Origin of the sequence: Corynebacterium sp. 401_CJEI (assembly GCF_001076435.1) — a bacterium.
Lineage (GTDB): Bacteria > Actinomycetota > Actinomycetes > Mycobacteriales > Mycobacteriaceae > Corynebacterium > Corynebacterium jeikeium_D.
Window position 1 is genome coordinate 52,760 of the sequence record NZ_JVIP01000005.1, and the last position, 14,933, is coordinate 67,692.

At 59.9% G+C, this 14,933-nt stretch carries 12 protein-coding genes; 11 read left to right on the forward strand and 1 reads right to left on the reverse strand.

Translation table 11 applies throughout. The features are described 5' to 3' along the window. Positions 1-10 precede the first annotated feature (10 nt). The 10 genes from murC to ADM64_RS01435 all read left to right on the forward strand — a co-directional run bounded on the left by murC (position 11) and on the right by ADM64_RS01435 (position 12,915). Positions 11-1,504, forward strand: a complete 1,494-nt coding sequence (gene murC / locus ADM64_RS01390) for a UDP-N-acetylmuramate--L-alanine ligase (protein ID WP_016422998.1) — start codon at positions 11-13, stop codon at positions 1,502-1,504. Between the two features lie 4 nt (positions 1,505-1,508). After that, positions 1,509-2,285 (forward strand): cell division protein FtsQ/DivIB, encoded by a 777-nt coding sequence (locus tag ADM64_RS01395; RefSeq protein ID WP_049192950.1) that lies wholly within the window; start codon positions 1,509-1,511, stop codon positions 2,283-2,285. A gap of 268 nt (positions 2,286-2,553) precedes the next feature. Next, the gene (gene ftsZ / locus ADM64_RS01400) at positions 2,554-3,861 is read left to right on the forward strand and encodes a cell division protein FtsZ (protein ID WP_049192951.1); all 1,308 of its coding nucleotides are present in this window, start codon (positions 2,554-2,556) and stop codon (positions 3,859-3,861) included. A gap of 6 nt (positions 3,862-3,867) precedes the next feature. After that, positions 3,868-4,590, forward strand: coding sequence for a peptidoglycan editing factor PgeF (gene pgeF, locus ADM64_RS01405; protein WP_049192952.1), 723 nt, complete (start codon positions 3,868-3,870; stop codon positions 4,588-4,590). A 122-nt stretch (positions 4,591-4,712) separates the two neighbouring features. Continuing rightward, the gene (gene sepF / locus ADM64_RS01410; protein ID WP_049192953.1) at positions 4,713-5,234 is read left to right on the forward strand and encodes a cell division protein SepF; all 522 of its coding nucleotides are present in this window, start codon (positions 4,713-4,715) and stop codon (positions 5,232-5,234) included. Between the two features lie 63 nt (positions 5,235-5,297). After that, positions 5,298-5,597, forward strand: a complete 300-nt coding sequence (locus ADM64_RS01415) for a YggT family protein (RefSeq protein ID WP_038625790.1) — start codon at positions 5,298-5,300, stop codon at positions 5,595-5,597. 398 nt (positions 5,598-5,995) lie between these two features. After that, positions 5,996-7,009 carry a DivIVA domain-containing protein gene (locus ADM64_RS01420; protein WP_049192954.1) on the forward strand — a complete coding sequence of 338 codons (1,014 nt, stop codon included), beginning with the start codon at positions 5,996-5,998 and terminating at the stop codon, positions 7,007-7,009. 421 nt (positions 7,010-7,430) lie between these two features. Next, positions 7,431-10,691, forward strand: coding sequence for an isoleucine--tRNA ligase (gene ileS, locus ADM64_RS01425; RefSeq protein ID WP_080985585.1), 3,261 nt, complete (start codon positions 7,431-7,433; stop codon positions 10,689-10,691). A gap of 15 nt (positions 10,692-10,706) precedes the next feature. Continuing rightward, positions 10,707-12,173, forward strand: a complete 1,467-nt coding sequence (locus ADM64_RS01430) for a DNA polymerase IV (RefSeq protein WP_049192955.1) — start codon at positions 10,707-10,709, stop codon at positions 12,171-12,173. Between the two features lie 79 nt (positions 12,174-12,252). Further along, positions 12,253-12,915: a DapH/DapD/GlmU-related protein gene (locus ADM64_RS01435; protein ID WP_080985586.1), complete on the forward strand. Its 663-nt coding sequence runs from the start codon at positions 12,253-12,255 to the stop codon at positions 12,913-12,915. 1 nt (position 12,916) lies between these two features. Here the strand turns inward: ADM64_RS01435 and ADM64_RS01440 are convergent, their stop codons facing one another. Then, positions 12,917-13,903 (reverse strand): asparaginase, encoded by a 987-nt coding sequence (locus tag ADM64_RS01440; RefSeq protein WP_049192956.1) that lies wholly within the window; start codon positions 13,901-13,903, stop codon positions 12,917-12,919. A gap of 91 nt (positions 13,904-13,994) precedes the next feature. On the opposite strand from ADM64_RS01440, the gene ADM64_RS10970 reads away from it, so the two are divergent. Then, the gene (locus ADM64_RS10970; protein WP_049192957.1) at positions 13,995-14,783 is read left to right on the forward strand and encodes a hypothetical protein; all 789 of its coding nucleotides are present in this window, start codon (positions 13,995-13,997) and stop codon (positions 14,781-14,783) included. Positions 14,784-14,933 lie beyond the last annotated feature (150 nt).

Below are 14,933 nucleotides of genomic sequence, written 5' to 3' on the forward strand. Positions count from 1 at the left end.
GAGCATAAACATGAACGTTAATTTCGATGACTTTCAGCCGGTAACGGGAGAGCTGCCCGCAAGTGTCCACATGATTGGCATTGGCGGTGCCGGTATGTCCGGTATCGCTCGCATCCTGTTGGCGCGTGGCATTCGTGTTACCGGTTCCGATGTCAAGGAGTCCCGCGCGGTGGTGGGACTACGTGCGATGGGAGCCACCATCGCCATTGGGCATGACCGTGCGAATCTCGAGCTTGCTGGCGAGGGAGAGCTGCCGGACGCAGTGGTCATTTCCTTCGCTGCTATCCCGAAGACGAATCCGGAGCTGGCCGGTGCACATGAGCTGGACATTCCGGTGCTCAAACGCTCCGATGTGTTAGCGCTGTTGATGCAGGACTCCAAGGCTCTCCTGATCGCCGGTACTCACGGCAAAACCTCGACTACATCGATGACCGTCGCCGCTTTGCAGGCAGCTGGTTTGGATCCGTCTTTTGCCGTTGGCGGTCTGATGAGCAAGGCCGGTGTCAATGCTCACCAGGGCAGTGGCGATGTCTTTGTTGCTGAGGCCGATGAGTCGGATGCCTCGTTGTTGACCTACCAGCCGGAAGTGGCCGTAATTACCAACATCGAGCCCGATCACCTTGACTTTTTCGGTGACGACGAGACCTACTACGCCGTCTTTGACGCTTTTGCAGAGCGCATTAAGGATGGCGGTCATCTGGTCATCTGTGCTGAGGATCCGCATGCGGCCGCATTGGGCGAGCGCGCGGTGGAGCGCGGCATTAACGTGCTGGCTTATGGTGGGGAAGAAGCCTTGGCTCAACACCCGACGCTGCCGGTCGGTGCCGTTTTGCACGGCTGGACTCCGGTCGGTGGTGGTGCCCGCGTGGAGGCCACTGTTGGCTCGACATCGGTGAGGTTTGAACTTCATCAGCCCGGCCGTCACATGGCGCTCAACGCGCTGGCTGCAATGGTCGGTGGCGACTGCGTCGGGGCAGATTTGGGGCGTATGGCGCGCGGTCTCGGTGAATTCACCGGTGTCCGTCGCCGCTTTGACTACCACGGCAGTATCGGCGAGGGGCCATTTGTTGGCGCTCGTATCTACGACGACTACGCGCATCACCCGACCGAGGTCTCCGCAGTTCTCGGCGCAGCTCGGGAGTTGGTCACCGAGGCCGGTCGTGGCAAGGTCATCGCTGTGTTCCAGCCTCACTTGTACTCGCGTACTCGCAACTTTGCCGACGAGTTCGCTGCCGCCCTGTCTCTGGCGGACAAGGCCGTATTGCTCGATGTCTTCGGCGCCCGCGAGGAGCCACTGCCGGGCGTCGACGGCGCGCTCATTGCCAACAAAATGACCATCCCTGTGACGTATGAGCCGCATTTCACCAGCGTCCCGGCTCGCGTTCGCGAAATCGCCGAACCGCACGACGTCATCCTGACCATCGGCGCTGGCTCTGTGACGATGCTTGCCGACGAAATCGTGCGCGAGCTCAGCGGAGACAACGACGAACAGGTGGAGTCGTAGCACTGTGAAAACCAGCCGAAAGCAATCTCAGCAGACCGACGGTGCAGACCGGGGCACAACAGCGTCGCGGCGTCGGCGTTCAGCGCGCGCCCCGCGACGCGGCTGGCTCATCGGCGGTGGCCTGGTCGCGATTATCGCCATCGTTGCAGCGGTGGTGTGGTTTTCGCCGTGGCTGGTTGTGAAAAACATCGATGTTGAAGGCGTCGTCCACGGGGATAAAGACGCGATTGTCGAGGCCAGTGGTATCTCCGAGAATCAAAAGCTCATTCGCTTGGACACGGATGCCTCAGCGCGCTCCGTGGCGGGGCAGCCGTGGGTCGATAGCGTGACTGTCAGTCGTTCGTGGCCGCAGGGCGTGACTATTTCGGTACGGGAATTCACCCCGGTGGTGTTTGTCCGTGCCACTGACGGAGAGCATCTGTTTTCCGCAAATGGTCAGGAGTTCGTCACGGCAGCCCCGCCGGCGGGTGTCATCGAGGTTGTTGATGCACCTCGTGTGGATGAGCCAACAGACGGCAAAGTTGACCCCGAACCGCGCGTTATCAAGGCGGTTTTGAACGTCGTCAAGGCGTTGCCAGAGCCCGTTGCACACCGTGTGGAGCGGATTAGCGCTCCTTCCGAGGCAGAGATCAAGCTATTTCTGACCGATGGATACGAGGTGTACTTCGGGTCCTCGGATAATGCGGCAGAAAAGGCACGCGCGACGGAGATTGTGCTGAACCGTGGCGAGAAGATTTGGAATGTCTCCAACCCTCGACTACCCGCTGCTAAGGGAGAGTAGAGAATGGTGGTGTCTGGAGTGATTTCTGTGGCTAAACACTATCCCTCAAGTGCAGGTTTAAGGTAGCGACACGCGCTAAAAGGTCGCTGAATTATTTGCAGTTTTCGACCACAATGGGGTCAACAGCTTTTCGGCCATGATGCACTTCTTCCGTGCGGTGTCATGGAGAGCTGTACTGCCCGGCGGTGCCAATGCTGTCGTGCGGCCCATGTGCAACGTGGCTAGATGAAATTATTTAGGACCTATAGGAAAGGGCGAGAAACGCGCAATGACCTCCCCGAATAACTACCTCGCCGTTATCAAAGTCGTCGGTGTCGGCGGCGGTGGCGTCAATGCTGTCAACCGCATGATCGAGGAGGGGCTGAAGGGTGTCGAATTTATCGCAGTCAACACCGACTCGCAGGCCCTGATGTTCTCCGACGCTGATGTCAAGCTCGACATTGGGCGTGAGGCAACTCGTGGTCTGGGAGCTGGCGCTAACCCCGAGGTTGGCCGCACTTCCGCGGAAGACCACAAGGACGAGATTGAAGAGACCCTCAAGGGCGCCGACATGGTCTTCGTTACCGCAGGTGAGGGCGGTGGAACCGGTACCGGTGCAGCTCCGGTTGTCGCGAGCATCGCCAAGAAGTCCGGTGCCCTGACTGTTGGTGTCGTAACCAAGCCGTTCGACTTCGAGGGCAAGCGCCGTGCACGCCAGGCCGCCGAGGGCATTGAAACCCTCAAGGAGGTCTGTGACACCCTTATCACCATTCCGAACCAGCGTCTGCTGCAGATTGGTGAACAGGATCTGTCCATGATGGACGCGTTCCGCTTCGCCGACGAGATTCTTTACAACGGTGTCCAGGGTATTACTGACCTGATTACCATTCCGGGCATGATTAACGTCGACTTCGCCGACGTCCGCTCGGTAATGGCTGAGGCTGGCTCGGCTCTGATGGGCGTTGGTTCCGCACGCGGCGACGACCGTGTGATGAACGCCGCTACTCAGGCCATTAACTCCCCGCTGCTGGAGTCCACCATGGATGGTGCACAGGGTGTGCTTATTTCCGTCGCCGGTGGCTCCGACCTGGGCTTGATGGAGGTCAATGCCGCCGCGTCCATCGTGGAGGAAAAGGCTGACCCGGATGCCAACATCATCTTCGGTACCATCATCGACGACAACCTCGGTGACGAAGTTCGCGTCACTGTGATTGCTACCGGTTTTGAGCAGGGTAACGGAAACCCGCTGGACAAGCCAGCCGCAGGTGCCGCTGCACGTCCGGCTACACAGGATGCCGAGGCGCGTCCGGCCGCTGAGCAGGCACCGCGACAGGGCAGCGCACTGCCGGGCGGTGACAACCTCGGCGCTCCGGCCCCGCGTGTGGAGGAAGAGCGCCCGGTCGCACAGCCGCGCGAGCGTGAGGATCGCGACCGCTTTGTCCCGCGCACCAACCCGAACAGCGGTGGTCTGTTCACCGATAACCCGACACCGCGTACGCAGGAAAACCGCAACTACCGTGGTGCTCACCGCGATGACCGCGACGACCGTCGTGGCGGCTACCAGGCTTCCAGTGACCTGCCGGAGTGGGGCTTCTAAGAAATCATGACTGAATCCCGCCGCAGCCGAAAAATTCTGACGAATCGGCGCGGCGGGTTTTCGCTGCCACCATATGATTCCTTCAATCTTGGAGATCATGTCGGCGATGACCCGTCCGCAGTCGAACGCAACCGCCAGCGCTTGGCCGATTCTCTGGGAATCGACCGTGCCCGCTTCGTCTACATGGAGCAGCTTCACACCAACACGGTCACCGTCGTCAACGAACCACAAACTGAGCCTGTCTCGGCTACCGACGCCATCGTCACGACCACGCCGGGTCTCGCGCTGGTAGTGCTCGTTGCCGATTGCGTTCCGGTCTTGCTTTCCGACGATCATGCGGGTGTCGCCGCTGCGGTACACGCGGGGCGGACCGGTGCCCGCAACGGGATCGTTCGTAAATCTGTCGAAAAGATGATTGAGCTCGGTGCCACGCCCGAGAATATCCATGCGCTTCTCGGTGCAGCGGCTTCTGGTCACAATTACGAGGTGCCTGAGTCGATGGCCGATGACGTCGATAAGCACTTGCCCGGAGCGAAGACGCGAACGAAGCAGGGGACTGCCGGTGTTGACGTGCGCGCCGGCTTGATGAGGCAGCTTTATAGCCTCGGTGTGCGGCATGTCAACGTCGAGCCCAACTGCACTATTGACAATGAGCAGTACTTTTCCTACCGGCGGGAGGGGAAAACTGGCCGTCAGGCGGGCATCGTGATCCTGCCTGAGCGGGGCTAAGTTTCAAAGTTGTAATTTTGGCTCGCCAAATTTGCGCGTGTCTATGCGATATTGCTGACCCAGCCGGTAGGTTGTGGGTAGCACAGACTTAAATTCGCACACTAAGAAGGACGTAGCAGAAGATGGCTGATTTCTTCCGTGGGGTTTCAAATTTCTTCGGTCTTACCCCGACTGATGACGCGGCTTACGACGAGCACTACGACGAGTTTGACCGCCGTGACGAGGAGCGTTTTGATGACTCCTATGCCGACTCGCGTCGTGCGGAGCGCCACCGCTACGAGCTGCGCGAAGAGGCTCCACGTGAGACTGCAAGTGTGAACTCCCGCGAGGAGGACTACCGCTACGGCAACCTGCACTCCGTTGCTGAGACCAAGGAACCGGAGCAGGTCTTCATCAAGCCGGAAAGTGGTTTCCAGGACAAGTACTCCAAGGCTCCGGACATCGGTTCGCACTTCCGCGACGGTGACATCGTCACCTTCGATCTGAGTGGGCTCGACCCATCTGAGGCTAAGCGCTACGTCGACTTCGTTGCTGGACTGGTTTTCGGTCTGCGCGGCCGGATCAAGGCTGACGGCTCCGTGTTTACCCTGTACCCGCACGGCTGCGATGTCAACGAGGGGCAGTTCGACCGGATGTCCGGCTAGTCAGCCGGCTCGCATGACTTGTTAGTGTTTCGTATTTCGATCAATTAGCTAGACTGTTTATTCGTGTCTTCACTACTGCTAGTTCTGCTAATCCTGCTGAAGCTTTTCACCTATCTGCTGTTGGCTCGCATTGTGATTGAAATGATTCAGTCATTTTCTCGCTCCTGGCGACCAGGCAGGGTGTTTTCGTCGATTGGCGAAATTGTCTTTGTCATCACCGACCCGCCGGTGAAGCTGTTGCGCCGACTCATCCCGCCTATGCCGATGGGCAACGTGATGGTGGACATGTCTGTGCTTGTTTTGTTCTTCATCCTTATGATTCTGCGAATGGTGCTGCAGGTAGCTCTCGGCGCAGTGGCGTAAATATCGCTAACTGTTTGCTTGGTGTCCACAATGTGGATTTCGGTGGAGCTGTGTTGTTTTGACTGTCCCGAATGTGATGTTCTCGGGCATTGAATTGCTGCCGGGGGTGTTAATCGGGGGCAATAATAGGAACCCGTTGGGGAATGTAATCCCCAACGGGTTTTTGTTGTGTCGGGGGTAAAGCTCTGTGGCTAAAGGTGCAGGGTAAGGGCGAGGTTTAACGTTTTACTAGAACTTTGCCACTGGTTAGAACGTGGGAGATAGAGTCCTGCCCAAAATAAATGGGGTGAGGACTGTGACTAGAGCAGGTAGGATTGGCCGGGTAAACAGTACTACTGGAAATAATTCTCTTAAGATTTCTTAAGAACTGTCCGCTCAAAGTGTTAGGGGAACTCACCATGCCGTTGACTCCGGCTGATGTGCATAATGTGGCTTTCAGCAAGCCTCCGATTGGCAAGCGTGGTTACAACGAGGATGAGGTCGACCAGTTCCTCGACCTCGTAGAGGACGCACTGGGTGAGCTCCAGGATGAAAACGCTGAGCTGCGCCAGCGCGTTGAGGACCTTGAAGGTCAGCTAGAGCAGGGTGGCGGCGCAGACTATGCCGCTTCCGGTGCTGCCGCTGCGACACCGGCTGTCGATGAGGACAAGCTGCGCAAGGAAATTGAGCAGGAACTGCGCGCTGAGTACAACGAGCGCCTGAGCGCTCAGCAGCAGGAGATTGAGGCTCACTACCAGGATCGTCTGGATGCTCTCGAGAAGCGTGCTTCTGAGGCAGAGGCTTCTGCACAGCAGGCTTCCTCCGCATCTGCGGAGCAGCCGCAGGCAGTTGCAGCAAGCACCGGCACCGAGTCGCAGGAAGTTAGCCTCCGCGCTGCTCGTATCCTGCAGGCTGCTCAGGACACCGCTGATCGCGTCACCACTGACGCCTACGCTGAGGCCAACAAGCTTGTCACCGAGGCTCGTGAGAACGCTGACCGCACCGTGGCAGAGGCCAATGAAGAGGCCGAGCGCACTATCACCAACGCTCGCAATGAGGCAGACGCAACTTTGGCTGATGCCAAGGAGCGCAGTGAGCAGCTGCTGGCTGATGCCCGCAACGAGTCTGAGTCGACCCTCACTGACGCTCGCCAGCGCAGCGAGCAGATGATCAGCGACGCAGACGCTCGCTCTAACGCCACCATCACCGCAGCGCAGCAGAAGGCAACCGCGCTGCAGGACGATGCAGAGCGCAAGCACCACGAGATCATGACCACCGTCAAGGAGCAGCAGACCGCTCTGGAGGGTCGCATCGAGGAGCTGCACATCTTCGAGCGCGAGTACCGCACCCGCCTGAAGACCTTCCTGGAGTCCCAGCTGGACGACCTGAACTCTCGCGAGTCGGCTGCCCCGGCCGACGGCTACAACAACTAATTACGTAGCCAGCACGTAGAAAACCACCACGCTCGGCTCCCCAGGGAGGGGAGGCAGAGTGCGGTGGTTTTCTGTTATCGTTCCCTGCGAACCAAGCGCATTCTTTGTTCCGGTCAGGGTTGTAGTAGTTGCCTGAGACACTGCTATACTGACACCCATACGCGCAATGAGCCGGCCATCACCGGGGAGCGTTTCGGAAGAACGGTTCAGCAGAAAATGGGCCCAGTAGAACCGAACGGTTTGGCACCGTTACAAAGCCTTATCAAATAAGCGGGCTATCGCGTGAAACCGCATGGTTCTTGGTCGCAAGAACCGTCGTAAAGCGTGATGCCAAGCGGGGTGGTACCGCGCGAGACTCCTTTTCAGCGTCACCAGTAACAACGCCGAAGGGGCTAGGCACGCGTCCCCGTGGTGAGTATTAATGATGTTCGACCACGGAAGCGACGTAAAAACGGTGTCTAATTCGAACGATGTAAATGCCTCTGCTGAGGCCACTCCGGCAGGTGGCGCATATCCGCGCACTGCTGACTTTGGTAAGTACACCTCGAGCCCGAAGTTCCCGGAACTGGAAGAAAAGGTCCTGGACTACTGGGGTAAGGACAGCACTTTCCAGGCCTCTATCGATCAGCGTGATGGTGCTGACGAATACGTCTTTTATGACGGCCCTCCGTTCGCCAACGGTCTACCGCACTACGGTCACCTGCTGACCGGTTACGTTAAGGACATCGTTCCGCGTTACAAGACCATGCGTGGCTACCAGGTTGGCCGTGTCTTTGGCTGGGACTGCCATGGTCTGCCGGCTGAGCTGGAGGCAGAGAAGCAGCTCGGTATTAAGGACAAGGGTCAGATCGAGGAAATGGGTCTGGCTAACTTCAACAAGTACTGCGCCGAGTCGGTGCTGCGGTATGCGGGCGAGTGGAAGGAATATGTCACTCGTCAAGCTCGTTGGGTTGATTTTGACGGCGGATACAAGACCATGGACATGAGTTACATGGAGTCCGTGATTTGGGCCTTCAAGGAGCTCTATAACAAGGGCCTGGTTTATCAGGGGTTCCGCGTGCTGCCGTACTCCTGGGCAGAGCACACCCCGCTGTCCAACCAGGAGACTCGCCTGGATGACTCCTACAAGATGCGGCAGGACCCGACCCTGACCGTGACCTTCCCGTTCACCGGCGCCAAGGCTGGCTCTGCAGCGGAGAAGACGCTGGCGGACAATCCGGTGCTCGCTGACACTGCAGCTATCGCTTGGACCACCACGCCGTGGACGCTGCCGTCCAACCTTGGCCTGGCCGTGAACCCGAAGGTCACCTATGCCGTAGTTAAGGTCGGAGGGGATTCCTCCGTGCCGGAGTTTGCAGGTAAGACCTTCCTGCTGGCAGAGGCGCTGATTGGTGCCTATGCCAAGGAATTGGGTGAGGAACACAAGGTCGTGGCTACGTTCGCTGGTGCTGACCTGGAAGGTCTGACCTACCAGCCGATCTTCGAGTACTTCGCAGATCACCCGAACGCCTTCCAGATTATGGTGGCCGACTATGTCACCACCGAGGACGGTACTGGTGTGGTCCACCAGGCACCGGCATTCGGTGAAGACGATATGAACACCTGTAATGAATATGGCATCGATGTCATCATTCCGGTGGACATGGACGGTAAGTTCACTTCCCAGGTGCCGGAGTACCAGGGCAAGTTGGTCTTCGACGCTAACAAGGACATCATCCGTGACCTGAAGGCCGCTGGCCGCGTCGTCCAGCACCGCACCATCGAGCACTCCTACCCGCACTCCTGGCGTTCGGGCGAGCCGCTGATCTACATGGCACTGCCAAGCTGGTTCGTGTCCGTTACCAAGATCCGCGAGCGCATGGTGGAGCTCAACCACAACGAGATTGAGTGGATGCCGGAGCACGTCCGCGACGGTCAGTTCGGCAAGTGGCTCGAGGGTGCACGTGACTGGAATATCTCCCGTACCCGCTACTGGGGTTCGCCTATTCCGGTGTGGGTTTCCGACAACGACGAGTACCCGCGTGTCGACGTCTACGGTTCCCTCGATGAGCTGGAGGCGGACTTCGGCGTTCGCCCGACCACACTGCACCGCCCGGAGATTGACGAGCTGGTGCGCCCGAACCCGGACGACCCGACCGGCAAGTCCATGATGCGCCGCGTCCCGGACGTCCTGGATGTCTGGTTCGACTCCGGTTCCATGCCGTTTGCGCAGTTCCACTACCCGTTCGAGAACAAGGAGTGGTTCGAGTCCCACGCACCGGCCGACTTCATTGTGGAGTACATCGGCCAGTCCCGCGGCTGGTTCTACCTGCTTCACGTCCTGTCGGTTGCACTGTTTGACCGCCCGGCGTTCAAGAAGGTCGTCGCCCACGGCATCGTGCTGGGTGATGACGGCAACAAGATGAGTAAGTCCAAGCGCAACTACCCGGATGTCAACGAGGTCTTCGACCGCGACGGCTCCGACGCCATGCGCTGGTTCCTCATGTCCAGCCCGATTCTGCGCGGTGGCAATCTGATTGTCACCGAGCAGGGTATTCGCGAGGGCGTGCGCCAGGCGCTGCTGCCAATGTGGAACGCATACTCGTTCCTGCAGCTCTACGCCTCCAAGCCGGCCGAGTGGTCGGTGGACTCCGACAACATCCTGGACAAGTACATCCTGGCCAAGCTTGCAGCAACTGTCCGTGCTGTCACTGAGTGCCTGGACAACACTGACATTGCTGCTGCCACCGATGAGGTCCGTCAGTTCTGTGACGCACTGACCAACTGGTACGTGCGCCGCTCCCGAGACCGCTTCTGGGCCGGTGATGTCAAGCACCCAGAGGCATTCAACACCCTGTACACGGTGCTGGAGGTTCTCACCCGCGTGGCTGCTCCGCTGTTGCCGATGGCCACCGAGGTCATCTGGCGCTCGCTCACTGGCGGCCGCTCGGTGCACCTGGAGGATTGGCCGGACGTCGACAAGCTGCCGACCGATGACGAACTCGTTGAGTCCATGGACATTGTCCGCAATGTCTGCTCGGCAACATCGCGCATCCGCAAGGCCAACCAGCTGCGTAACCGCCTGCCGCTGAAGAAGCTAACCCTGGCATTCCCGGATGCCGAACGTCTGCGTGATTACACCGACATCGTTTCCTCCGAGGTCAACGTCGACAAGGTGGAATTCACCTCCGACGTGGACTCGGTGGGACGTTTCGAGGTCTCCGTCAACGCTCGTGTGGCCGGTCCGCGCCTGGGTAAGGATGTCCAGAAGGTCATCAAGGCTGTGAAGTCTGGCAACTACGAGGTTGTCGACGGCGCGGTTGTCGCCGATGGCATTCCGCTGCAGGAGGGCGAGTACACCCGCAACCTGGTCGCGATCTCGCCGGATTCCACCGCTGAGGTCGACGGTGTCAATGGTCTGGTTGTGCTCGACACCGAGCTCGACGAGGACCTGGAGTCCCGTGGCTGGGCCGCTGACCGTATCCGTGGTCTGCAGGATGCCCGCAAGAACGCTGGCCTCGAGGTCACCGACCGTATCTCGGTGAAGCTGCAGGTCCCGTCCGAGCGTGAGGAATGGGCCAACCGCCACGCTGACCTCATCGCCCGCGAGGTTCTCGCAACCGCCTTCGAAGTCGTCGCTGGCGGAGAGCCACTGAGCTACGACGTGGCGGACGGCTGCTCGGCGGATATTGCCAAGCAGTAGGGGAGAGTAATCTCAATGCCGACTTCCGGGCGGTGGGTCCTGCACATCGACATGGACGCGTTCTTCGCGTCCGTCGAGCAGCTCACCCGCCCGACTCTGCGCGGGCGGCCAGTTCTCGTCGGCGGACTGGGTGGTCGAGGTGTGGTCGCCGGTGCCTCCTATGAGGCCCGCGCGTACGGCGCGCACTCGGCTATGCCGATGGCCCGCGCACGTCGGCTCATGCCACCGAACGCAGTGACGGTCAGCGCGCGCAAGGGCATTTACGGGCCGGTGTCGCGCCGCGTGTTCTCTGTAATCCGCGAGCGCGTGCCCGTGGTCGAGCAGCTCAGTGTCGACGAGGCTTTCATGGAACCCGAAGAGCTTCAGGGAGCCTCGAAGGAGCAGGTCATTGCCTGGGCGGAGCAACTGCGGGCAGATATTCGGCGGGAGACCGGCTTGGCCTCGTCGATAGGCGCGGGCGCGGGCAAGCAGTTCGCAAAAATTGCGTCAGGCCTGGCGAAACCCGATGGCGTGTACGTGCTGGACCCCGCACGCAATCACGAGCTACTACACCCATTGCCGGTAGAGAAGCTCTGGGGCATTGGCCCTGTCACCGCTGCAAAACTGCACACGCTGGGCGTGGAGACAATCGGTGATTTTGCCGCCATGTCCCAGCGCGATGTCGAGGTTTCGCTGACATCCAAAACCGGTGTGATGCTGTGGCAGCTGGCGCAGGGGACAGACGATCGGCCGGTTAAGGAGCGCGATGTCGCCAAGTCTGTATCGGCGGAGTACACCTATCCTGAGGATCTGGAGTCGCAGGCCCAACTCCACGCCGCCATCGATCGCGCAGGTGAGTCCGCTTTTCGACGGCTCAAAAAAGATGGCCGTGGTGCCCGCACCATCACTTGCAAGGTGCGTCTGTCCGACTTGAGCATCCATACCCGATCTGAGACGCTCGCCTACGCCACACAGGACTTCGACACCCTCATGGCTGTCGCTCACCGAATCGCGTTCACACCCGCGGAGGTCGGCCCAGTGCGACTGGTGGGCGTCGGTTTCTCCGGGCTGGATTCGCACATACAAGAAGTCCTGTTTCCTGAGCTCGACCGCGCTATCACCGTCGAAGATCGAGTACCAGCACCTGCGCTTTCCGACGCTCCCGCCGGCCTGCTCGAGCTATCTGGAACCGGCGCGTTGCCGACCGTTCGGCTTTCCGATTCCAAGTGGGCACCCACCTCGGACGTACACCACAGCGAGTATGGACATGGTTGGGTGCAGGGGGCGGGGCACGGGATTGTGACTGTCCGCTTTGAAAGCCGCACCAGCGGCCCCGGGCGCATGATCACGCTGAAGGAAGACGACCCGGAGCTGCGCCCGTGCTCTGCGGTGTGCAGTTTGGACTGGCCGGAGTGGCTGGCTTCCGACGAAGCTGCAGCTCTTGACTTGCCGCAACCTGAGCGGGAAAGTGAAGATGAGGTTGGCCCCGATGCGGATGCTTGATGCGGCTGCCTGACGTGGCCGTTATCCTCGGTGCCGTTCGCGGCTCCCTGTTTATGCGCTGACCGTAAACTGGGCCACTATGACTACCGAATCCCGCATTGCAGAGCTCGAGGCAGCTCGCCGCGCCTCGTTGCGCAACACCGATCGAGATCCGAATCCGTCGACCACACTTCCTGACGACGGTCTGGATAACCGCCAGCGCATGCTGAACGGTCAGTGGTATATCGCCGATCATCCGGAATCGCAGGCTCTGAACGCGCGAATTGGCCAGGTGGCCGCGGAATTTGAGGTCGCATTTCGCGAAGACCAGCAGGCAGCACAGCAAGTGCTGGCACCGGCACTGGGGTCTTTCGGAGAGGACAGCACCGTCCGCCCGCCGATCTACCTGGACTACGGCGATAACATCCACATCGGCGACAACGTTTTCATCAACTTTGGGCTCACCGCACTTGACGTGGTGAAGGTGACAATCTGCGACTACGCGCAGCTCGGGCCCAATGTGCAGCTGCTTCCACCAGTACACCCACTGGGAGCTGAGGCCCGCGCCGCTTATCTAGAGTCCGGTGATGAAATCATCATCGGGCGCAATGCTTGGATCGGTGGTGGAGCCATCATCCTGGGCGGTGTTTATGTCGGCGACGATTCCGTGGTCGCCGCGGGTGCGGTGGTGACTAAGGACGTTCCCGCGGGCGTAGTCGTGGCTGGAAATCCGGCGAAAATCATCCGCATCATCGAGGCGTGAATTAGAACAGCGTCTGCGGGTGCACATTCGCAGCCAGCGCGGCAGCGAGAATGATGCGCGCCTGCGGTGCATGCACGCAACCAGCGCTAATCACACCGTGCCGAGCCAGCGTCGCACCGCCACCGGCACCACCGTAGGCGGCGTGGACATCACCACGCGGGACGCGCGTTGCCATCACGACGGTCACATCAGCGGCAATGGCCCGGTCAATGGCGGCGGCAAACTCATCGGAGACATTGCCTGACCCCAGGCCTTCTACGACAATGCCGTGTGCACCGGCGGCGACGGCCGAATCCAGCTGTGATCCATCTGCACCTAAGTAGGCGGGGATAATCTCTACCTTCGAGCCCGCCAAGGCGGCCAGCGGCAGCGGATCTGGACGAACCGGCTCCTCCGGGGCGTTAGTGGCAAAAGCCAAAGGATCGGTCGTGTGCCACTTTGTCGCACCTCGCACCGGCAAGACTGCGTGGCCAAAGACAATAAGAACGCCAATTCCCTGCGCAGAGGCATCGGAAGCAATGGTCACGGCCTCAAAGAGGTTCCCCGGTCCGTCGGTTTCGGGATGATCATAGGGAAGCTGTGCACCAGTAAAGACAACCGGACGCGAGTCAGCATGGAAAATATCGGCAGCCATGGCCGTTTCTTCCATCGTGTCCGTGCCATGAGTTACGACGACACCGTCCACGGAGTCGTCGTCAAGCACTTCGTGAATAGCGGCGAGAATACGGTCAACATCGGTGAACGCGAGATTCGACGAGTCCAGCATGCCGAGCTCACGAACCTCCAGCTCTAACATGCCCTCTGGATAACGCTGCGCGACCGCCGCAACGAGCTCCGCGCCCGAGATGGTCGGGGTTAGCGCACCGCTGCGATCCGTGGTGCAGGCGATGGTGCCGCCGGTGGTGATGACAACGATTCGGCGAGGGGAGGCCGGGATAGACGAGGCCGAGCTAGCCGGGGAATGATCCTGAGTCGACATGTCCACCATCGTACCTAGGCGATGTTTTGGCCTTGTGTAGGATTATGGAAGGCGTGAAGCCAGCGAATCTTCATGCAGATTTTATTGGAGTAGTGCACATATGAAAGTCCCCTGCAACCAGCGCGTTAGCGGAATGCGTTGGCGCACAGCGCGTGGTGTGACAGTAGCGGCGATGGTCTCGGTCAGCGCACTTGGGCTCGCTGCCTGCGGTGGTGGCAATACTGCAGCGCCGACGACTGAATCGAAGACATCCAGCTCGGCGGAACCCGTCATCATGCTGCCGACGCGCGCAGAGCTTAACGACGTCCTCGCACGCCTCATCAACCCCGATCTACCTATCGAGGAAAAGGCGCTGACCATCGAGGACGGCGATACTGCCGGCGATTTCTTCGACATTGTCACCCACAGTGCCAATGAGCAGGAAATCAGCTTTGATGTCATTGACCCGGTCACGCCTGGATTTACTACTAAGCAGGCCGTAGCCGGTGTCAATATCCTCCGTCCGGAGGAAGATCCGATGCTCGTGGAGCAGGTGGACTTTATCCACCGGGATGGCCGTTGGATGCTGAGCAAGGAATGGGCCTGCAACCTGGCATCGACACTTGATCCGGAGCACAAGCCTGGGTTCTGTCTCGCGCCGGGCGAGACTCCTCCGCCGCCACCTGAGCCAGAAGAGGAAGAAACCCCGGTTGAAGAGGCTCCGGTTGAGGAGGCCCCAGCACCGGCTCCAGAGCCCGCAGCACCGGAGCCCGAAGCGCCGGTCGAGGAAGTGCCGCCTCCGCCGCCTCCCGCACCTGAACCACCGGCTGAAGAGGCTCCGCCACCGCCGCCACCGCCGCCACCGCCGCCAGCTCCGGCTCCGGCGGAGGACGCGCCTCCACCGGCTTAGGTGCCGTCGGGCCAGGCATCACAGCCTAGTCCGGTCGGGTGCACTGGCCACACAAAAGAAAGTGTCTAGGTTTATGACAGTTCCGCCCATTTTTTGGGCAGAAAAGTGGGGTTAAGTAGCAAAAAGTGTGTCTGACTTTCAGCATTACTG

What these genes read in the sequence shown, in the direction of transcription:
- murC (WP_016422998.1), top strand. Translation starts at nt 11, where the DNA reads ATGAACGTTAATTTCGATGACTTTCAGCCGGTAACGGGAGAGCTGCCC.
- ftsZ (WP_049192951.1), top strand. Translation starts at nt 2,554, where the DNA reads ATGACCTCCCCGAATAACTACCTCGCCGTTATCAAAGTCGTCGGTGTC.
- pgeF (WP_049192952.1), top strand. Translation starts at nt 3,868, where the DNA reads ATGACTGAATCCCGCCGCAGCCGAAAAATTCTGACGAATCGGCGCGGC.
- sepF (WP_049192953.1), top strand. Translation starts at nt 4,713, where the DNA reads ATGGCTGATTTCTTCCGTGGGGTTTCAAATTTCTTCGGTCTTACCCCG.
- ADM64_RS01420 (WP_049192954.1), top strand. Translation starts at nt 5,996, where the DNA reads ATGCCGTTGACTCCGGCTGATGTGCATAATGTGGCTTTCAGCAAGCCT.
- ileS (WP_080985585.1), top strand. Translation starts at nt 7,431, where the DNA reads ATGATGTTCGACCACGGAAGCGACGTAAAAACGGTGTCTAATTCGAAC.
- ADM64_RS01430 (WP_049192955.1), top strand. Translation starts at nt 10,707, where the DNA reads ATGCCGACTTCCGGGCGGTGGGTCCTGCACATCGACATGGACGCGTTC.
- ADM64_RS01435 (WP_080985586.1), top strand. Translation starts at nt 12,253, where the DNA reads ATGACTACCGAATCCCGCATTGCAGAGCTCGAGGCAGCTCGCCGCGCC.
- ADM64_RS01440 (WP_049192956.1), bottom strand. Translation starts at nt 13,903, where the DNA reads ATGGTGGACATGTCGACTCAGGATCATTCCCCGGCTAGCTCGGCCTCG.
- ADM64_RS10970 (WP_049192957.1), top strand. Translation starts at nt 13,995, where the DNA reads ATGAAAGTCCCCTGCAACCAGCGCGTTAGCGGAATGCGTTGGCGCACA.